The following is a 21,173-nucleotide window of genomic DNA, read 5'->3' on the forward strand; positions in this document are numbered from 1 at the left end:
AACCATTTTTAATTCAATAGGTTAATTCAGAAAAGAAAATACAATGAAGATTGATAAAAGAATAATACCGCTGGCTATTGGCGGCTTGGGAATAGGAACTACAGAGTTTACCGTAATGGGGCTATTGCCAGATATCGCAAAAACACTGGAAATCAGTATTCCGCAGGCAGGGCACCTGATTTCTGCCTATGCTATGGGAGTGGTAATTGGAGCACCCATTCTAATCGGATACTCTGTAAAATATCCACCTAAAAAAGTATTGATCGCTTTTATGATCCTGTTTACTTTATTTAATGCGCTTTCTGCTATTGCACCCAATTACGGAACAATGTTAATCATCCGATTCATGTCCGGGCTTCCTCACGGAGCTTTCTTTGGAGTAGGAACTGTAGTGGCAGCTAAAATGGCAGGAAAAGGGAAGGAAGCATTTTATATATCGATGATGTTTACAGGGCTCACCATAGCCAATCTGGTGATGGTTCCTTTAGTAACCTACATTGGGCATACCTTCCATTGGAGATTGTATTTTGCTATTGTTGCTTTGATTGGAGTTTTCGCCCTGTTATTTTTAAAGCTATGGCTGCCTTCAATGGAGGCCAATCAGAATACCCATTTCCTGGAAGAACTGAAATTCCTGAAAAAGAAACAGTCATGGCTGGTATTAGCTATTACAGCAATTGGATTTGGTGGTCTTTTTACATGGTTGAGCTACATTACCCCTTTAATGACTGTAATTTCCGGAGTTGAAAGCAGTAATATGGCCTATGTAATGGTTCTTGCAGGAGCCGGAATGGTGGTTGGTAACCTTGCAGGAGGTATTGTTTCAGATAAATTAGGACCGGAAAAAACCTGTGCACTTCTGATTTTCTTAATGATGATTTCTCTTGTTGGAGTATTTTTACTTTCCGAACACCAGAATATTGCTTTCATATTAACCTTTATGTGTGGTGCCTTATCAATGTCAATTGCTGCACCTATTAATATTATGATGATGAAAGCAGCTCCGAAAAGTGAAATGATGGCTGCTGCTTTTATGCAGGCAGGATTTAACATTGCCAATGCAATGGGAGCCTTCCTGGGGGGAATTCCTTTGGAATATGGGTTGTCATTTAACTACCCGTCGTTAGTGGGAGTGGGGATGACTTTTATAGGATTTGTAATCAGTATAAGATACATGTATCTGTATGGTTCACCGACAACAAATGATGATGAAGCCGTAGCAGAATGTGTTTCATGTGATAAATAGCAATAATATAATTACAGAAACCAGAATCTGAAATATATAAAAGGCTGTCTTAAAGTCAATGGTAGGCTTTGAGACAGCTTTTTAAATTAATACATTATTATTTTTCAGACTAGAATTTAAAGACACAGCTGCAAACGCTCATTTTGCCTTCTACAACTGTTGTCCATTGTCCGTTCCATGTACCTCCATAGGATGCACAGATAGAGGGACAAATCGCTTTAGCGTCTTCATCGCTCCAGATTGGGCCGGCTAAAACGTTTAAAGTATATTCCGTACTGCCGGTTGGTTCAGTATTCAACTCAACTTCTATAACGCTCATTTGTCCCTGTACAATAGTACTCCATTGTCCGGTAAATTTTCCTAGATGTGCCGCAGCAATACGTGGTCCTAATTTTTGTGCTTCGTCATTACTCCAAAGTGGTCCTGCAATAATGTTTGTTTTGAATGTTGACATGGTATTAATTTTTATTGGTTTAACATTACAAATTTAATCACCATTTTGGGATATAATTACAGTGGAATGTACCAAATTTATTATTAGGTGTTTTTACGTATTTATCTGATAATGATTGGTAGGTAATAAAAAAGACTGCCTTTTTGAGACAGTCTTTCATTATTTCATAAGGCAGACTAAGCTTCTACCTCATTCCCGTTTTTGCACCAGTAAAGGGCATTGTATAAATTTTCTTTTGGGAAAGATTTAAACTCTCCCGGCATCAGAACACTGAAGATATCCGTAAAGTTCTGTACGCCTTCTTTGTCTGTAACAATAGCTGTCCGATTCCATTTTGCTAGATTTTTTAATCCCAGCAAGAGATCTTCAAGCCATGCTCCCATGGTAAACTTATCCAGATCGGTATCCAAATACAGCAAGTAATTCAGCTCACCAAATTGGTCTACTTTCTCTTTTACGCGCGGAATTACCAGTTTTTCAAAATCTTCTTTAGTCACTTCTCCTGTCGCATTGAATGCCGCAACATTCTCCGGAGCTTCTGGAATAATTGTTATCATAGTAAATATTTTATGGTGATTGGAATTAATAAAGCAACAATAATTGAACCACAAATTCAGTTGAAATTGTTAAAATAGGTATAAATATTGTTATTTTTAGTGTAAAATATTAATATGGATCTCAAATCTAATGAACCTTTTTGGCTTATAAAAAACGGGCTGATTGCTACTTATCCTTCTTTAAAATCAGATGAAAAATGTGATGTTTTAATTATAGGAGGCGGAATTACAGGAAGTCTTATAGCCCATCAAATGATAAAGGACGGCTATGAAACAATACTCATTGATAAGCGTGAACTTTGTAATGGAAGTACCTCTGCCACCACTTCAATGCTGCAGTATGAAATAGATGTTCCTCTTTATGAATTAACAGAAATAATAGGGGAAAAAGGTGCTGTTGCCAGCTATAAAGCATGTTCAGATGCTATTGATACCATTGAAAATCTTGTCGGAAAAATACACTCTGAGGCAGGGTTTAAGCGTAAAAAATCATTGTATTTCGCATCAAAAAAGAAAGATGCGGAATGGTTAAAGAAAGAATATGAAGCCAGGAAAAATGCAGGATTTGAAGTTAAATGGCTCAATGCAGATCAGGTTTATGAAAGATTTGGATTTGAAAATACTTATGGAGGCATTTTATCCAGACAGGGAGCCAGTATTGATGCTTTTCAGTTTGCTCATGAACTGTTTAAGCATAATATAAGGAAGGGGTTGAAAATTTTTGATAAAACTGAAATGACAGAAGTGGAATATCACAAAGGCTTTAATAATGTTAAAGTAGATAGTGGTTTTCAGATCAGAGCAAAGAAAATAATCTACTGTATTGGCTACGAAAGTAAAACTTTACTGAAAGAAAATTTTGTTAATCTGAAAAGCACATATGCTGTAGTCTCCGAAGTAGATAAAGACAAATTTAAAAATATTACAAGAACCCTGGTATGGAATACAGACGATCCTTATCTCTATATGCGCACTACTGATGATGGCAGAGTATTGATAGGTGGCGGGGATGAGGATTTTTATGATGCTGAAAAACGGGATGCTATTCTCAGCAAAAAAGAAAGGGAAATTTTAAAAAACTTGAAGAAAATAAAGCCTGATTATCATTTTTATCCAGATTTTGTCTGGGCCGGGACTTTTGGAGAAACAAAAGATGGATTACCCTATATTGGAGAACATCCAAAATTTAAAAATTCTTATTTTGTATTAGGTTTTGGTGGGAATGGGATTACTTTTTCAGTAACCGGAATGGAAATGTCCTCTTTGTTTATGAAAGGTAAGAAGCATCTGTTGTCCCCATATTTTAGGTTTGGAAGATAGGAAAGATCTTTAACAAAAATAAGTACACTTAAGCCGGAAAATAAAAATTCCAAGCTTAAGTGTAGTTTATTTCATAAGGTTTTCGGTTTAAGAATATTTTTACCCACTCTTGCAGTCAAAGTTTTACAGACTATAGCCATTTTTCTTCGCCAGTTCCTGTATAGAGTTTTCGATTGCTTTTCCAAGATCATCAGAGTCATCAGTTCCTCTTTTTTTCATTTCATCATTAATGTAGATCTGACGTTTCTTAGAGAGCTCTTCAATCTCTTTCTGAATCTTTTCACGCTCTGCTGATTTTATAGACACTGCTTTTTTTATTTCCTCTTTGCTTTTTCCTTTCAGTTCGTCTGGAAGCTCACCTGGTTTCATATTGGTAATGAAACTTTCATCCTTTTCAGCTTTGTCTACCAGATCCCAATGCTCATTTTTATAAGCATTCTTTTTTGATTTGGAAACCGTTCTTTCTACCAGGCTAGAAACCGATTGTACTTCTGCATTTTTATCCTGGGTAATTTGTTTCATCTTATATTCAGAACCATGGTTTCCGTAATAAATATAAGTGTCATTCAGTTTAGTGTTACACTCGGAAATTCTTGTATCATAGGGTGTTTCAATATAGATCACCCTTTTATCACTGTCTATGTTGAAATATTTTCCACATCCTGTTGTGGCCCCATTTTGCCATAAGTCCTGAATTCCTTCTTCCCGGCTTCCGCAATAAATGGTATTGGTATAAATATTTTTATTTTTTGCTTTTGAGATAACTTCTCGATAGTCAACCTTTCCCTGGTTGAATGGTTCATTCCCCGCAATATAGATCAGTTTCATACTTTTTTCATTGCTGTCCCAGTTCAGGTTGGCAGAAGCATCACGGATAACAGCGCCACAATATTCACTTCCTCCATTAGTCCTTAAGGCGAATAATTTTTCAGAAACCAGATCAAGATCCTGAGTAAGCGGAGTAACCTGACGGATATAGTTTTCATCACGAATACCATCGTTTCCATATTCATAAAGAGCAATTTCAACTTGTGGAGTCTGGCCGTTATACTTTAATGAGGTTAATGTATTGACGATGTTCCAGAGCCTGGATTTTGCCTGTTCAATTAATCCATCCATACTGTTAGAAGTATCAAGTAAAAGAGCAACCTGGATCTTATTATCCTTGGATGTAGTGTTTACAGGGGAAACGGATGCATTTTGTACCGTTAACTCAGTGAGGTGGGAATCACTTTTCGAGCAGCGGACAGCCGGATTGATACCGGAGTTTAAAAAAGCTGCTCCAATGGCTAAAATTTTTAAAGTTGTCATATTATTATTTTTTATTGGATTAACTGCTGTACCATTGAATCTGCATTATCTTTCGGAATACTTTGAAAGTAAGCTTCCGCTTCCATTTATTGAATCAGGGCAGCCTTATCTTCGAGTTTGAGTCTTTTATTTTAAAGGATCTCGAATCTCGTTTTAATACTGTATTTCAGCTTAATATTTTCAATATTGTCAAAAGAAAAATCTACGGGAGCATCTGCCATTTCAAGCTGTACATTGCTCATTCTGCTTTTGTAGGCAACTGGCATTACCGTATCACTGGTATAATCTTCAATTTCTACGATTTCAAGAACATTGCCCACTTTTTTACCCATACTTTCCAGCAGATAATCTGCCTTTTCTTTTGCCGCTTTTAAAGCATTAATCTTTACTGCTTTTCTGAAATCTGCGATCTTGGTGCTCTTTACTTCTGAGATGCTCAGGCTGCTTACCCATTTCTGGTTCAGGTCTTCAAAAACCTTGCTGAGATTTGATTTTGCATTCGCTTTAAACACATAGTTCTTGGAAAACTTTCCGTTTTTAGCGTAAATGTTCTGGTATGAAGACTTAAACTTGATATCCTCGTTCTTTATTCCTGCATTCTTAAGGATATCGAACATCTTCTTTTCATTGTCTGCCAGATCATTTTTGTTATCTCCTTTTATTCCGATACTGAAGGTAACTTCATCCGGTTCCACTTCCATTTCAGCAACACCTGTTACTTCAATTGCATTTTTCTTTATTTCCTGGGCATTTACAAAACTTCCCAGTGTTAAAATTCCGGCTAATAAAAAATGTTTCAATTTCATAATTTCTTGTTTTTACTTTTAAATTCTGATGTAAAATTAGTTCGATCTCAAGCAAAAAAACGGGAGACTTGGTGAAATGGAACTTTCACTTGGTGAGTTGGAAAAAAACGGAACTTTATTTAATTAACGCTAAGAATATGCAAAGGCTAGAGGAAAAGTAATGCTGGATATTTTCTTTCGCAGAGCCATTTCATTCTCAGCAAAGCACATTGTTCGTTTTCACTTGCTGAGTGTTAACGTCCTTGCGAACGACTCTAAGTATAACTTATAAATATCTTCGAAACTATACGTTTAAATATTATCAGCTCAAAAAAAATTAATGATAGCCAACTTGGTGAAATTATATTTTGACTTGGTGAAGTATAGAGACTGATCGATAAAGTTTTACTTACTTTGCAGTAAAGATTCGGAATCCGTGAAATTAGTTTTTAAAATACTGTTTATTTTAATATTGATGGTGGGAAATAATTTCTCAGCACAGGATACTGCAAAAGTTTCCCAGGCTGTGAGATCTGTCGCAAAATTGAGAAAAGCAGTAGATAAAAATGATGACAAAGGAGTTGCCGACACTTATGTAACAATGGGCACTGATTACTACAACCAGGGAAATTATGCAAAGAGTGAAGAATATCTGGTTAAAGCCAAAGCTTTGTATCAAAAGCTTAACGACAAAAAAAGCCTTGAAACAGTTACCCGGAAATTAGCTCAGTCACAAGAAAAGCAAAACAAAATAGCTCCTGCACTCAGCAATTACAGTATGGCAGCACAGATGAGCTACAGTGAGAAAAGTAAAACCGTTAATTCCAATGATGTGGCCAGGCTTTCTTCTCCTACACCGGAACTTCGGGCAGAAGCTATCCGGAATAATATCAATATAAGTAAAAAAGAAAATGATCAGGGCAATGTAGCAGAAGGATACAGTCAGCTGGCAGATGTTAATATACAGCAGAAAGATATTTACAAAGCAGAGGAAAACCTGAATAATGCCTATCAGATTTCAAAAAAAGAAGCACCACAGCAGGCGTTGGCAATTAATCAGAAACTGGCAGATCTTTATGTTGAAAATAAAAACTTTGATAAAGCTATTGAAGCCAAAAAGAAAGTCTTAAAGGAAAATTTTGTAAAGGAAAATTCACAGGAGAAAGTTAATCAGATTCAGGAACTGGCCGATATTTATATTAAAAAGAATAATCCTAAAGAAGCAGTGGACCTTTTAAAAAACGCATATGGTATTGCTTTGGATAAAGGCCATACGCTGGAAGCTCAGAAGAGTGTAAAAAAACTGGACAGCTTATATGCTATTTCAGGAAATGTTGATGCTTCAGTGCAGCTGTACAGAGACTTTTTGAGTAAACTTCCCAGTCTGGTTTCTAAAGACAGAAGTTTGGTTGACAATAAGATTTTGGAAGATACGGAACAGAGGATTTCCCAGCTGGAAAAGGAGAAAGAATTAAAAGATGAGCTTATCCGCAAGAAAAATATCTTCAACTATGGTCTAATAGGTGTTCTGATCTTACTGACTGGTCTCATTGTTTTTATTTTCAGGACTTTAAAGAAGGTTCAGGTTAAAAATAAAAAAATAGCGCTCCAGTCGCTCAGGCGGGAGATGAACCCACACTTTATTTTTAACAGTTTAAACAGTGTCAATCACTTTATTGCTACTAATAATGAATTGGAAGCTAACCAGTATCTTACAAGGTTTTCAAAGCTGATGCGGGGAGTAATGGAAAACTCTACGGATGATTTTATTCCTTTCCAACAGGAGCTGGATCTCTTACAGAACTATCTGGCATTGGAAAAAACACGTTTTGCAGATAAATTTGATTATGAAATTGATGTAGATGAAAGCTTGAATCTTCAAAGCCTGCAGGTTCCGGGGATGCTTGTACAGCCTTTCCTGGAAAATGCTATCTGGCACGGATTGCGTTACAGGACAGAAAAAGGATTTTTAAAATTAAGCTTTGAGAAAAGCGAACAATATCTGAAAATTACCATTGAAGATAATGGAATAGGAATTGAAGAAAGTAAAAAACAGAAAACCCGGCATCAGAAAACCCGCGAGGGGAGAGGAATGAAAAATACCCTGGAAAGGATTCAGCTGCTGAATGATCTGTACAAAAAAAATATTACCTGCTCTGTAAAAGATAAAGAGAATAACAGTGGCGTTTTGGTTACCATTCAAATTAATCTGGCATAAAAGAATACCATGAAAAGAAGTATATTTCTGTTTACCCTGATGATGAGCCTGTTTTCCGGATTTATATCCGCTCAGGATATTGACAGTATCAGATTAACTCATATTCTGAAAAGCCTGAAGATTGATAAAACAAAGATAAGAGAGGAACTCTGCGTGGAAAAGAAAATGCCCAATGCGGAAGATTCTTATATTGCGGTTATCCCTGTGGTTGTAAATCAGGATCAGGAAGATTATGTTTTTACCGTTCAGAACTATATTCTCATTACAGATATCAATGGAAACATCAAGAATAAATATTTAGACCCAACAGAACTGAATTCTGATGCTGTTTATCTGAGAAGTTTTGCCATTGATACCGGATTGTACAATATCAGTGCGGGCATCAGGGCATTCGGAGTAAAGGCAGATTTCGTAGGAAACAGTAAGCCCAATCCTTATGCTTCGGGTACAATCTCAATGTATTACGCAGAAGGGAAAACCCTTAAAAAAATTCTTGACCAGTTTGAACTGGATTCTTCAAGAGGTGAGTGGGATACCCGTTGTAACGGGGAGTTCGAAGACAACCATTCCTATATTATGATGGATTCTTCCAAAACCAATAATTTTACTGATCTTAAAATAAAGACCGTCTCTGTAACCATAATAAACGAAGAAATAAAAGAGGAATGTAATACTAAAGAAACCTCAAAGACAACTTATAAGACATTGAAGTTTAAAAACGGGAAATACCAATAGTACATAGCTGTAACTTATTAATATTAAAATCCAATGAAGATCAAAGCCGTAATTGTAGATGATGAACTGATCGCAAGAGAAGTCTTGAGAAGCTATCTCACCAAATACTGCCCACAGGTAGAAATTCTGGGAGAAGCGGAAAATATTAAAGAAGCTGTCCCTTTAATTGCTGAAAAGCAGCCTCAATTGGTTTTTTTAGACGTAGAAATGCCTTTTGGAAATGCTTTTGATGTCTTGGAAGCTACCAAAGAATTTTCCTATGAAACGATTTTCATTACTGCATTTTCGCAATACTCTTTACAGGCTTTAAATAAGTCTGCAAGTTATTATATTCTAAAACCTATTGATATTCAGGAACTCATTCTGGCAGTTAACAAAGTTGCAGAAAGCATAGAAAAACAGGAAGAACTCAACCGGAATAAAATTCTGTTGGAAAACTTAAAATTAAAACCTGAAAAACAACAGCTTATCCTTCCAACATTGCAGGGATTTGACGTGGTAAAAACAGAAGATATAATAAGGCTTCAGGCAGACGGAAACTTTACCCAGGTTTATCTTACGGATGGCTCAAAGAAAATGGTGTGCAGGTTTTTGAAACATTTTGATGATCTTCTGGAAAATCCCTTTGTAAGGGTACACCGTTCTCATATCATCAATACATCATTTGTAAAATCTTACCATAAAAGCGGAACAGTAATGCTTGCCGATGACATGGAAATAGAGGTTTCAGGAAGCTTTAAAGACAATTTTCTGAAGGTCTTTTCCTAGAAATTATTGTTCCTTAACAGCCTTAAGGCATTATTTTTGACGTTTTTATTACATCACACAAATATTTCTGTTATGAAGACTTTTCACAAAATAATCCTTCCCGTGTCATTGGGGGCTTTGGCCTATATGGCTTTTCATTCTTATTCTGTAGGAATTCCGAGGGGAGCTGTAGCAGTAAAGAATTTTGATATTAAAAAATATCTCGGAAGATGGTATGAAATTGCCCGTTTTGATTATAAATTCGAGAAAAATATGGATAACGTTACTGCAGAGTATTCGGAGAATCCTAACGGCAGTATCCAGGTTAGAAATAAAGGGTACGATTATATCAAAAAAATATGGAATGAATCCATTGGGGAAGCTAAATTTGTTAAAAATACTCTTGAAGCAAGGCTGAAAGTCTCTTTTTTTAAACCCATCTGGGCAGGTTATAATGTGATTGATATTGATGAAGACTATCAATATGCCCTGGTTGCCGGAAGCAGTTTAAAATATCTTTGGATCCTATCCCGAACCACAACCATTCCGGAAAGCATCCGGCAGCGTTTCATTGAAAAAGCCAGGAAAATTGGTTATAATACAGATGAGCTCATTTGGGTAATACATAACAATGATAAGGTATAAAGGCAAAATCACGCTATGGTAAATTCACCTTTCGCCCTATTATTTTTTATCCTTTTATATATTCCTTCCACTCCTCAAAGCGGTAATCAATGACCTGTTTCATCAGATCATAGTTTTCGTAGGTATCTTCAATGTGGTAGAAGGTTTCATATTCGTAATCATTTTCTTCAGCTTTGGCATCAAAAAGATTTACATAGTCATCGGCAAAAGAACTGTATCTGTTTCCAAAATCAGTGTCATCTGCATAGTAATCCTTTGCAAAGCTGTTTCCAAGATCGTTCAGGTCATATTCAGAGAACTTTCCGTCACAGGAATCCATGATAAATTCTGCACCTGTAATTTCTCTTCGTTTTAGTTTTTCAATTTCCTCTTCATGATCTTCTTTCAGTTCATCGGATATCAGGTTATTATGGATACACCAGTTCAGGAACATACCGGTATGTGTTGCTCCGTTTTTTTGAGGGAGTCCTTCAGGAAAATCACCACCATAATGCCATGAAGCATCATCATATTTAGACATAAGTTTAACTAATTTTCGTCAAAAATAGAAAAAATCAATTTATATTGCCGCGGCCGCATATTTTTCCGTCATTTGCAGGAGAATTTTTTTCAAGAATCTCATATATGGAAAAAGCAGTCCTCATCACTATTGGTGACGAAATCCTTTCCGGAAATACGGTAGATACCAATTCCAATTTTATTGCCTCTGAATTGAAGAACATCGGGATAAAGGTTGTGCAGATCTTTACTATTTCAGACGAAATAGAAATCATTAAGAATACATTAACTGAAGCCTTTCAATTAGGTGATCTAATCATTACAACAGGAGGATTAGGGCCTACAAGGGATGATAAAACCAAAAAAGCGCTTGCGGAATTTTTCAATGACGAAATTGCGTTGGATGAGGTCACTTTTAATCATCTGAAAGGATACATGGAAAGACGTGGGAGAGCAGATATCCTCGAGAGAAATAAAGAGCAGGCTTTTGTGCCAACAAAATCTATTGTTTTTCAAAACCATTTCGGAACTGCCCCCTGCATGATGATGGAGCTGGATGGAAAGCTGAGCTACAGTTTGCCGGGAGTTCCCTATGAAGTAAAGCCATTAATCAAAGATCAGATTATTCCTTATCTACAGGAAAAATTTAACCTTAATTATATTCACTCAAGGATTGTTTCCGTAGTTGGAATTCCGGAGAGTATTCTTGCAGATACCATTGAAGACTGGGAACTTGCCCTTCCTGGCAATATTTCATTGTCTTATCTTCCGGTAGGAACAAGGGTAAAGTTGAGAATAACAGCATCAGGTAATAATGAAGAAGCCTTAAAAAAACAGACTGAGGACGAGATCCAAAAATTACTTCCACTCATCAGTGGCAATGTGATTGCGGTGTCTGAAGATAAAATCGAAAACATCCTGGCAGAAATTCTTACCGAAAGAAAGCTGACCATTTCTACAGCGGAAAGCTGTACAGGAGGAGAATTGGCAAAAATGATAACTTCTGTTTCCGGAAGTTCAAAATATTTTCTCGGGGGAATGGTAGCTTATGCCACAGATAAAAAAATAAGAATTTTGAATGTCTCCCAAGAGACAGTAGATCAGTTTACCGTAGTCAGTGAGCAGGTAGCCCAGGAAATGGCAAAAGGTTGCCAGGAATTATTTGATACCGATATTTCCCTCTCTACCACTGGAGTGGCAGGCCCTGGAAAAGGAGAAGACGGCAAAGATGTGGGGACAGTTTTCTATACCATAAGAATTAAAGATCAGGAAGTAACCTCAAAATTATATATGCCTCATCTGGAAAGAGTCGACTTTATGAACTTCGTTTCCCAGAAGGTAATTCAGGACCTTGTAGGGCTTTTGATAAATCAATAAAAGAAACATTGATTTTTTAATTTTTTTTTAATTAATTTTAATATGCTTTTTCACACTTTTTGAAAAGCATTCATTAAAATTTTAAATCGTGGAAAATTCCAAACAGATTTTTCAGACTAACAGCAAAAAACGCTGGAAAAGTGTCCAATGGAGCAGCCGCTTCTTTATTTTTATTGCGGTGCTCCTGTTTTTGGCTTTGGGTCTGATGATGGCCGTGGACAGAAGTCCGAAAATACCTTTTAAAGAAGACTATAAAGCTGTTATTACAGCCAATAAGCCTTATCTTCAGGAAAACAAAATCTCTAAAGAATATAAAGGGTTCAGAAGTTTTATTTCTGAAAAAACAATGCATACCAATCTTTCCAAGATCGAAAAAGCAAGAGCGGAAAGACTTAAAAATCAAAACAGAAGCTGGGCACAGTTTCCGGGTGGAATCCGTTCTGCCTTCTATGTGGCTTGGGATCCACAGTCCCTGATGTCTTTGAAGCGAAACATCAGACACATTAATCTTGTGTTTCCTGAATGGTTTTTCCTTGATCCTAAATCAGGAGATCTGAAAACCAATGTTGACCCTGAAGGCTATAAAATAATCAAAAGAACAGGGGTAGCAGCCATGCCTATTCTGAGTAATAACTCTAACCAGGAATTCCGTTCCGAAGGACTTGGTAAAGTCCTGAATGATCCTCAAAAAAGAACTGCTCTTATCCAAAAACTGACTCAGCAGTGTCTGAAATACCATTTTAAAGGGATCAATATCGACTTTGAAGATATGAACCTGAATTCTGATGAGAACCTGATTGCTTTTATGAAAGAGCTTTCAGGAACATTCAGACAGAACCAGCTGCTGGTAACAATGGATATTATGACGGATAATGATGATTATAATGTCCCAAGATTAGATCCGTATGTGGATTACTTTGTTTTGATGGCTTATGATGAATATTCCGCAAGCAGCGATGCAGGGCCTGTTTCTTCACAAAAATGGATTGAAGCCCAGACTGGAAAAATAGTGAAGCAAACTTCTCCTCATAAAATTATTCTGGGGTTGGGGGCTTACGGATACGACTGGAGCTCCAATAAGGATGATAACACTTCCGTAACATATATGCAGGCCATTACTAAAGCCAGTGCCAGTAAGGCTGTAATTGACTTTAATGACAATACTTTTAACCTGAATTATTCTTATACAGACTCTAAAAGTAACACCCACACCGTATTTTTTAATGATGCTGCTTCCATTTTTAACACCATGCGTTTTTCATCCGAATATCCATTAGCAGGAACAGCACTTTGGAGATTAGGAAGCGAAGACAGCAGGATCTGGAACTTTTATGATAAGGATCTTACCTTCGCAGGACTCTCCAAACTGAATCTGAAAACACTGGAGAATGTAAAAGGACAGACCATGGTAGACTACATCGGAGACGGGGAAGTTCTTGATGTTTTGAATACTCCTCATGACGGAAAAATTGCACTGGAAATAGACCCGAAAGAAAAAATTATAACAGATGAAAATTATGTAACCTATCCAAGTTCCTATGAAGTAAAAAAATATGGAAGTGCCCCTCAAAAGGAACTGGTACTTACATTTGATGACGGACCGGATGAAACCTACACTCCCCAGATATTAGATGTATTGTCCAAATACCATGTTCCTGCAGCGTTCTTTTTAGTTGGCTTAAATGCAGAGAAGAATCTTCCGCTGGTAAAAAGAATCTACCGTGAAGGTCATGAAATAGGAAATCACACCTTTACCCATGAAAATGTAGCGAAAGTAAGCCCGGAAAGAGCTTTGCTTGAACTGAAACTCACAAGACTTCTGATAGAATGTGTAACAGGACACAGCACCATTCTTTTCCGTGCTCCTTATAACGCAGACTCTGAGCCTACCACTTCGGAAGAGATTATTCCGGTGGCACTGGCAAGACAGCAGAATTATCTGGATATCGGTGAAAATATTGATCCTGAAGACTGGCAGCCTGGAATAAAAGCAGATGAAATCATAAAACGTGTAATGGATGGAATCAAAAAGGAAAGAGGAAATATCATATTGCTTCACGATGCCGGTGGCGATACAAGAGAAGAAACCGTAAAAGCGCTGAAGATCTTAATTCCAACTCTTCAGAAACAAGGGTATCATTTTACTAACCTGACCAATATTCTGCATAAAAGCAGAAATGAGCTGATGCCTGAAGTTCCTAAGACCAGATCTTATTATATCATGCAGCTCAATTTAGTACTGGCAACCGTGATCTATGGAGTGAGTCACTTTTTGGTGGCTTTGTTTACCATTTTCATTGTACTGGGGCTGATAAGATTATTGTTGATGGCTTACTGGGCTTTCAAAGAAAGAAGAAAAGAAAAAAAACTGGGTGAATTTCCACTTTTGGCATCTTATCCAAAAGTGTCTATCATTGTACCAGCTTATAATGAGGAAGTGAATATTGTCTCCTCACTGAACAATCTGCTGAAACAAACCTATCCTAATTTTAACATCATCATGGTGGATGACGGAAGTAAAGATTCAACCTATGAAAAGGCTAAAAAAGCATTTCCCAATCATCCTAAACTTGAAATATTCACCAAAACAAATGGTGGTAAAGCTACAGCTTTAAATTTTGGAATTTCACAGACTGATGCTGAATATGTAGTGTGTATAGATGCAGATACCAAACTGCAGCAGGACGCAGTGAAATACCTGATTGCAAGATTCCTGAATGCTGGTTCAGAAGAAAAGATAGCTGCAGTAGCAGGAAATGTAAAAGTAGGAAATACCGTAAACTGGCTCACCAAATGGCAGGCAATAGAATATACAACCAGTCAGAATTTTGACAGACTGGCCTATGCAAACATCAATGCAATTACAGTTATTCCGGGTGCTATTGGTGCATTTAGCAGATCTGTAGTTCTGGAAGTAGGTGGCTATTCATCAGATACTCTTGCTGAAGATTGTGATATTACAGTGAAAATTCTGAAAGCAGGTTATACTGTTGCCAATGAAAACAGAGCTATTGCCGTAACAGAAGCTCCGGAAACCGTAAAACAGTTCCTGAAACAACGTTTCCGCTGGACGTACGGAATCATGCAGATGTTCTGGAAACAGAGACAAACCTTCCTTAACCCCAAATATAAAGGATTGGGGCTTTGGGCCATGCCGAATATTTTATTGTTCCAATACATTATTCCATTCTTCTCTCCATTGGCAGATGTGATTATGTTTTTTGGAATTGTATCAGGGAATGGAAGTAAAATATTCAGCTATTATCTGATCTTTCTTCTGGTAGATGCATCACTGGCTTTGGTAGCATTCATTATGCAACGGGAAAAATTAATAAATCTGTTCTATATTATTCCGCAAAGATTTGGATACAGATGGTTGATGTATATCGTATTGTTTAAAAGTTTAAGAAAAGCATTGAAAGGCGAAATGCAGTCCTGGGGCTTCCTGAAACGAACAGGAAATGTAAAAGAGATCGTAACATCTTAAAGAACGGAGACCGGATGATGGTAGCTGGAGGTAATGAAAGTCATAAAGAAAATAACTTCCAGCTTCCATCATCCAGCTTCTAACCTTGCTGAATTATAAATTCCTATTTATACTCTATTGGTATTTGTTTAAATTTGTTTCACAAAAAAGTAACAAATAAGAAATAAATCATACATATTGTATAAATTGTTATCATAATGAAAAAACTAACGCTTTCTTTGTTTCTCATAGCAGGGATCTGCTCTCAAAATACAGTGAGTGCACAAGGTACAGCTGCTAAAGTAGCAGTAAATAACACAGATAAAGGTTTAGACCTTAGCCTAATGGATACATCAGTGCGTCCACAGGATGATTTTTATAATTATGTGAGTGGAACCTGGATGAAAACAGCTAAAATTCCAGCTGATAAACCAAGTTGGGGAAGCTTTAATAAATTGAGGGAGGATACGGATAACAATTCCATGACGATCCTGAATTCTCTTTTAAAAGATAAATTTGCAGAAGGCAGTGAAGGGAAAAAAATCCAGGATCTTTATGCTTCTTACATGAATATGCAGAAGAGAAATGCTGACGGAATTAAACCTATTCAGGATAATCTGAATAAAATTGATGCCATCAAAAATATGGCTGATCTTCAGAACTATTTAACTTCTGTAACAAAAGAAGGTGAAAACCTTTTCTATGGATGGGGAGTATATGCTGATTTAAAGGATTCTAATATGAATGCCGTTTACTTAGGAGATGCAACTCTTGGATTAGGAAGAGACTACTACCAGAAAGTAAATGAAAAAAATACAGAAGCTATTGCTGAATATCAGAAATATGTAGCTTCTATGTTGAAGGAATTAGGATATAAAAATGCTGATGATGCGGCAAAAAATATCGTTACCTATGAAAAAAGTATTGCACAGACGCTTTTAACCAATGAGCAGAGCCGTGATAATACCCTTCAGTATAACCCTCAGACAATGGCTGAGCTTTCAACTTTGGTAAAAGGGGTAGATCTTCCTGCCTACCTTAAAAAAGTTGGGGTAAATACAGACAGAGTGATTATTGGAGAATTGAACTACTATAAAAACTTCGACAAACTGGTAAATGCTCAGAATCTTCCGATCATTAAAGATTATTTAAAATTCCACATGCTTAACGGAAGTGCTTCTTATCTAAGTGAAAAGCTTGGAGACATGAAGTTCGCTTTCTTCGGAAAATACTTAAATGGGCAGCAGGAGCAAAGAGCATTGAACAAGAGAGGATTCGAATTAATTAACAGAAACTTAGGGGAAGCTTTCGGTAAACTATATGTTGATAAATACTTCCCGGCTGAAGCTAAAGCCCAGATGGTAGAATTGATTGACTACTTAAAGAAAAGTTTCGTAGTTCATATCAACAATTTATCATGGATGTCTGCTACTACAAAGGAAAAAGCACTTAAGAAGCTGAATAAGTTCACAGTAAAAGTAGCTTATCCTGATAAATGGAAAGATTACTCAAAATTAGAGATCGTTCCGGAAGCTAAAGGAGGTACATTGTACAGCAACCTGCAGCGTGTTGGTGAATGGCAGTACAACAGAGAATTGGCTAAAATCGGAAAACCGGTAGACAAAACAGAATGGGGAATGACTCCACAAACTGTAAATGCTTACTACAACCCTGTATATAACGAAATCGTATTCCCTGCAGCCATCCTTCAGCCGCCTTTCTTCAATCCTAAGGCTGATGCGGCAGTGAACTTCGGAGGAATTGGGGCAGTTATCGGTCATGAAATGAGCCACGGATTTGATGATTCAGGAGCTCAGTTTGACGCAGACGGTAACTTAGTAGACTGGTGGACTCCGGAAGATAAAGCTAATTTTGAAAAGGCTACAAAAGCTTTAGCAGCTCAATATGATAAATATGAGCCTGTAAAAGGAACATTCGTAAATGGTACCTTCACAAACGGTGAAAACATTGCCGACTTAGGTGGAGTGAATATCGCTTATGATGCCCTTCAAATGTACTTAAAAGATAAAGGGAACCCAGGAAAAATCAGCGGATTCACGCAGGATCAGAGATTCTTCCTAAGCTGGGCAACCGTTTGGAGAACTTTATCAAGTGAAAAATATATGATTAACCAGGTGAAGACAGATCCACACTCTCCGGGTTACTTCAGAAGTTTCGGTCCGCTAATTAACGTTGATGCCTTCTACAAAGCATTCGATGTGAAAAAAGGAGACAAATTATACAAAGCTCCGGAAGACAGAATTAAAATCTGGTAAAATAAACAAACTGCTCAGTAATGGGCGGTTTTTTGTTTTTTGATGGTAGATAATAGAGAATAGGTCAGAATAGTAAAAAGCCTATTTAACCTGAATCACTTTAAACTCCAAAATCACATTATTCTCATCACTTATCATTAAAGTTTGTATATTTGGTAAGTTTGTGTATAATCAAAAATTATCTTCAATGAAAAAGCTAAATATTGGGATACTTGCCTTTTCGGGTATAGTATTGCTTAATTCGTGTGGTGCAGCAAAGACTGCAGGGACAGAGACAAAAACAGAGGCTACAGCTAAAGTTGGAACGCCGGTAAAAGAAGAAATGAAAGAGGAGGGGATCAATCTATCATATATGGATACAGCTGTACGCCCGCAGGATGACTTTTTTAGCTATGTGAACGGAAACTGGGTGAAAACTACACAGATTCCGTCAGATAAAGCCAATTGGGGTTCTTTCAATGCTTTGAGAGAAAATGTGGATGACGCTTCATTGGATATTTTGAACAAAATCCTCACTGAAACATATCCTGAAGGTTCTGAAGGACAGAAAATCCAGAGTCTTTATGCATCTTTTATGGATACAGCCAAAAGAAATGCGGATGGACTGAATCCTATCAAGGCAGATCTGGCAAAAATTGATGCTATTAAAAACCTTAATGATCTTCAGAAGTACCTCTTAGAAGCTACAAAACTGGGAGATAATTCTTTTTATGGATGGAGAGCAGGAGCAGATATGAAAAACTCTAAGATGAATGCCGTGTATCTAGGAGGCCCCGATCTTGGATTAGGAAGAGATTATTATCAGAAAGTAAATGAAGCCAATACCAAAACATTAGGGCAATATCAGGCTTATGTAGGAAAATTATTCGGCGTTTTAGGATATAAGAATTCAACTCAGGCAGCACAGAATGTAGTTGATTTTGAAAAACAGCTGGCGAATTACCTACTGACTTTGGAACAGAACAGAGATGCCAATTTAAGATACAACCCTAAAAATGTTTCTGAATTATCCGGTTTAGTGAAAAACGTAGACCTTGCTAAATACCTTAAAGAGGCAGGAGTAAATACAGACAGAGTAATTATAGGAGAACTGAAGTACTACCAGAATATGGATCAGTTCATTACACAGAAAAATCTACCTTTATTAAAAGACTATCTGAAATATCACCTGATTAACGGGAATGCAAGTAACCTGGATGAGAATCTTGAACAGATCAGATTTGATTTCTATGCTAAAGATTTACAGGGGCAAAAAGAACAGCGTCCTATGAACAAAAGAGGTTTAACCCTTGTAAACGGTGTTCTTGGTGAAGCTTTCGGGAAATTATATGTAGAAAAATACTTCACTCCTGAAGCAAAACAACAGATGGAAACCTATATTGATTATCTTTTAAAATCATTTAAAGCCCATATCGATAATATTGATTGGATGTCTCCTGAGACCAAAGTGAAAGCTCAGGAAAAACTATCCAAGTTTACGGTAAAGATTGCGTATCCTGATAAATGGAAAGATTATAGCCAGCTAAAAGTAGAATCTCCAAAACAAGGAGGGTCATTATATGCCAACTTACAAAATGTATCCGCTTGGCAATATCAGAGAAATCTGGATAAAGTAGGGAAACCGGTAGATAAAACAGAATGGGGAATGTCTCCGCAAACAGTGAATGCCTACTATAGTGGATCAAACAACGAAATCGTATTCCCGGCAGCAATCCTTCAGCCTCCTTTCTACAACCCTAAGGCTGATGCTGCAGTTAATTTCGGAGGAATTGGTGCAGTAATCGGTCACGAGATCTCTCACGGTTTTGATGACAGTGGTTCCCGTTTCGATGGTGATGGAAATCTTAACAACTGGTGGACGGATGCTGACCGTAAGAACTTTGATGCAAAAGTGGCTCAGTTAGCCGCTCAGTACAGTGCTTATGAACCCGTAAAAGGAAGCTTTGTGAATGGAAAATTTACAAGTGGAGAAAATATCGGTGATTTAGGAGGGGTAGCGGTTGCTTACGATGCCCTTCAAATGTACCTTAAAGATAAAGGAAATCCAGGAAAGATCAGCGGATTCACGCAGGATCAGAGATTCTTTATGAGCTGGGCTACTGTTTGGAGAACAAAAGCAACCAATGAATATATGATTAACCAGGTAAAAACAGATCCTCACTCTCCGGGTATGTACAGAGCTTTTGGCCCGCTGGTGAATCAGGATTCATTTATCAAAGCATTTGATATCAAACCGGGAGATAAAATGTATAAAGCTCCTGCAGACAGAATAAAAATCTGGTAAACATTCCAGAAAAATTGTTAGAAAAAGTAAGAATCCATCTCAAATATGAGGTGGATTCCCTTTTAATATGCTTTTTTATAATTCCGGATGACAAACTTTATTCCCGTTTCTATAATATCACCCATGGTTTTGCAATATTTGAAGTTTACATCGTAGGTAAGCTTCTGCAAAGCTGTTTTTAGTTCTGTAACATTGGCTTCCGGTGCAATTTCTTCCTTTTTCATAATAGAAATGAGTTCATCAAATCTGTTTTTACTGCTGGTTACCCTTTTTACAATTTGGGAACGTACTTCCTTGCGATACTGTTCTATAGAATTAGGCTTCAGCTTTTCCAGCACCATCGTAACCATTGGATTGTTTTCTTTGAAATACTGGGGAAGATAAACTTTCAGATTTCCTTCATAGCTTTGCTGATCAAAATCGATGGGGCGGATCCTGTAAATAACCTGGTCAAAATCATGAATTGGTATAACAACATAATTATAAGAACGCATATCACCCAGTAATCCAATAAGACAGCGTTCATTGAACTTCACAAATTCTTTGGAAATCTGTGCCTTTTCCAGCTCTGTACAGTTAGGCATGTGTTTCTCAATAAATACATCTCCGGGAATTCCTAAAATATGTTCTTCTATTAAAGTGTTTTTGTAAATCAGAAAGTTAATCCGGTTGGGAGAAAGAAGGTCTTCAAGCTCCAGCCCATAGATGCGGGAAGCGTCGGCCTGTTTAATATAAAAGTTGGTATAATTGTCATTCAGAATATTCCTTACCCGGATTCGGAAAGGTTTAGAGTTACCGAAAGTACAGAAATCGATAGTATCCACAGTGAGATAAGGCAGAGTAGCTTCATCTCCGTCAGAATGAAGAAGGGTGTAGATTTTATTTAAATTAGCCTCTATTTCTTTAAACTCAAATTCAGGATACATCACACCAAGCCATAAAGTATCTTTACCCTCTTTATCAAGAATACTCACACTGTCACTGAATCTTAGCAGATCTTCATACAGAAACTGGATCTTAGTGGTTCTGTTATGTTTTTCCAGATACTGCTGTAATGCTTCTGAAACAGGATATATGGGTTTTCTGAACGCGATCTTTACATCTTTCATTGTTTGTGTTTACTTTATTTAAATATAAAGAATATTTTTCCTCACATCACAGAAATCTTATTTAACACATGGCAGTTTTTTTATAAACTGAAAGCCAGGATTTTATTTTATCTTTCTATGGTTGGTTTTATTATTTTTTTTCATA

At 37.0% G+C, this 21,173-nt stretch carries 16 protein-coding genes; 10 read left to right on the top strand and 6 right to left on the bottom strand.

What is annotated here, in order from left to right; all coding sequences use genetic code 11:
• Nucleotides 1–43: 43 nt before the first annotated feature.
• Nucleotides 44–1,246, top strand: coding sequence for an MFS transporter (locus EG339_RS12510; protein ID WP_185146533.1), 1,203 nt, complete (start codon nucleotides 44–46; stop codon nucleotides 1,244–1,246).
• A gap of 109 nt (nucleotides 1,247–1,355) precedes the next feature.
• On the opposite strand, the gene EG339_RS12515 is transcribed toward EG339_RS12510, so the two are convergent.
• Both EG339_RS12515 and EG339_RS12520 read right to left on the bottom strand, forming a co-directional pair.
• Entirely contained in the window at nucleotides 1,356–1,700 is a 345-nt protein-coding gene (locus EG339_RS12515; protein WP_123870334.1) for a mannan-binding lectin, read from the bottom strand.
• 176 nt (nucleotides 1,701–1,876) lie between these two features.
• The gene (locus tag EG339_RS12520; protein ID WP_123870335.1) at nucleotides 1,877–2,257 is read right to left on the bottom strand and encodes a SpoIIAA family protein; all 381 of its coding nucleotides are present in this window, start codon (nucleotides 2,255–2,257) and stop codon (nucleotides 1,877–1,879) included.
• A gap of 114 nt (nucleotides 2,258–2,371) precedes the next feature.
• Here EG339_RS12520 and EG339_RS12525 point away from each other — a divergent pair, with 114 nt between their 5' ends.
• Nucleotides 2,372–3,577, top strand: a complete 1,206-nt coding sequence (locus EG339_RS12525; protein WP_123870336.1) for an NAD(P)/FAD-dependent oxidoreductase — start codon at nucleotides 2,372–2,374, stop codon at nucleotides 3,575–3,577.
• A gap of 123 nt (nucleotides 3,578–3,700) precedes the next feature.
• On the opposite strand, the gene EG339_RS12530 is transcribed toward EG339_RS12525, so the two are convergent.
• Nucleotides 3,701–4,888, bottom strand: coding sequence for a VWA domain-containing protein (locus tag EG339_RS12530; RefSeq protein ID WP_123870337.1), 1,188 nt, complete (start codon nucleotides 4,886–4,888; stop codon nucleotides 3,701–3,703).
• Nucleotides 4,889–5,019: 131 nt separating this feature from the next.
• Nucleotides 5,020–5,694: an SIMPL domain-containing protein gene (locus EG339_RS12535; protein ID WP_123870338.1), complete on the bottom strand. Its 675-nt coding sequence runs from the start codon at nucleotides 5,692–5,694 to the stop codon at nucleotides 5,020–5,022.
• A 415-nt stretch (nucleotides 5,695–6,109) separates the two neighbouring features.
• Here EG339_RS12535 and EG339_RS12540 point away from each other — a divergent pair, with 415 nt between their 5' ends.
• The 4 genes from EG339_RS12540 (at nucleotide 6,110) to EG339_RS12555 (ending at nucleotide 10,018) form a co-directional block, all read left to right on the top strand.
• Nucleotides 6,110–7,891, top strand: a complete 1,782-nt coding sequence (locus EG339_RS12540; protein ID WP_228459613.1) for a tetratricopeptide repeat-containing sensor histidine kinase — start codon at nucleotides 6,110–6,112, stop codon at nucleotides 7,889–7,891.
• Nucleotides 7,892–7,900: 9 nt separating this feature from the next.
• Nucleotides 7,901–8,626, top strand: coding sequence for a PA3715 family protein (locus EG339_RS12545; protein ID WP_123870339.1), 726 nt, complete (start codon nucleotides 7,901–7,903; stop codon nucleotides 8,624–8,626).
• Between the two features lie 33 nt (nucleotides 8,627–8,659).
• Nucleotides 8,660–9,394 carry a LytR/AlgR family response regulator transcription factor gene (locus EG339_RS12550; RefSeq protein WP_123870340.1) on the top strand — a complete coding sequence of 245 codons (735 nt, stop codon included), beginning with the start codon at nucleotides 8,660–8,662 and terminating at the stop codon, nucleotides 9,392–9,394.
• Nucleotides 9,395–9,466: 72 nt separating this feature from the next.
• Nucleotides 9,467–10,018, top strand: coding sequence for a lipocalin family protein (locus EG339_RS12555; RefSeq protein ID WP_123870341.1), 552 nt, complete (start codon nucleotides 9,467–9,469; stop codon nucleotides 10,016–10,018).
• 46 nt (nucleotides 10,019–10,064) lie between these two features.
• Here EG339_RS12555 and EG339_RS12560 read toward each other — a convergent pair whose 3' ends face one another.
• On the bottom strand, nucleotides 10,065–10,538 hold the full coding sequence (locus tag EG339_RS12560) for a DUF7832 domain-containing protein (RefSeq protein WP_123870342.1): 474 nt from the start codon (nucleotides 10,536–10,538) through the stop codon (nucleotides 10,065–10,067).
• Nucleotides 10,539–10,642: 104 nt separating this feature from the next.
• On the opposite strand from EG339_RS12560, the gene EG339_RS12565 reads away from it, so the two are divergent.
• The 4 genes from EG339_RS12565 to EG339_RS12580 all read left to right on the top strand — a co-directional run bounded on the left by EG339_RS12565 (nucleotide 10,643) and on the right by EG339_RS12580 (nucleotide 19,919).
• A complete protein-coding gene (locus tag EG339_RS12565; protein WP_123870343.1) occupies nucleotides 10,643–11,893 on the top strand; it encodes a CinA family nicotinamide mononucleotide deamidase-related protein in 1,251 nt (416 codons plus the stop codon).
• An 88-nt stretch (nucleotides 11,894–11,981) separates the two neighbouring features.
• A complete protein-coding gene (locus EG339_RS12570; protein ID WP_123870344.1) occupies nucleotides 11,982–15,380 on the top strand; it encodes a polysaccharide deacetylase family protein in 3,399 nt (1,132 codons plus the stop codon).
• A gap of 197 nt (nucleotides 15,381–15,577) precedes the next feature.
• Nucleotides 15,578–17,635 (top strand): M13 family metallopeptidase, encoded by a 2,058-nt coding sequence (locus EG339_RS12575; RefSeq protein ID WP_123870345.1) that lies wholly within the window; start codon nucleotides 15,578–15,580, stop codon nucleotides 17,633–17,635.
• A 187-nt stretch (nucleotides 17,636–17,822) separates the two neighbouring features.
• A complete protein-coding gene (locus EG339_RS12580; RefSeq protein ID WP_123870346.1) occupies nucleotides 17,823–19,919 on the top strand; it encodes a M13 family metallopeptidase in 2,097 nt (698 codons plus the stop codon).
• Between the two features lie 62 nt (nucleotides 19,920–19,981).
• On the opposite strand, the gene EG339_RS12585 is transcribed toward EG339_RS12580, so the two are convergent.
• Nucleotides 19,982–21,028, bottom strand: coding sequence for a hypothetical protein (locus EG339_RS12585; RefSeq protein WP_123870347.1), 1,047 nt, complete (start codon nucleotides 21,026–21,028; stop codon nucleotides 19,982–19,984).
• Between the last annotated feature and the right edge of the window lie 145 nt (nucleotides 21,029–21,173).

Origin of the sequence: Chryseobacterium bernardetii (genome assembly GCF_003815975.1) — a bacterium.
Lineage (GTDB): Bacteria > Bacteroidota > Bacteroidia > Flavobacteriales > Weeksellaceae > Chryseobacterium > Chryseobacterium bernardetii.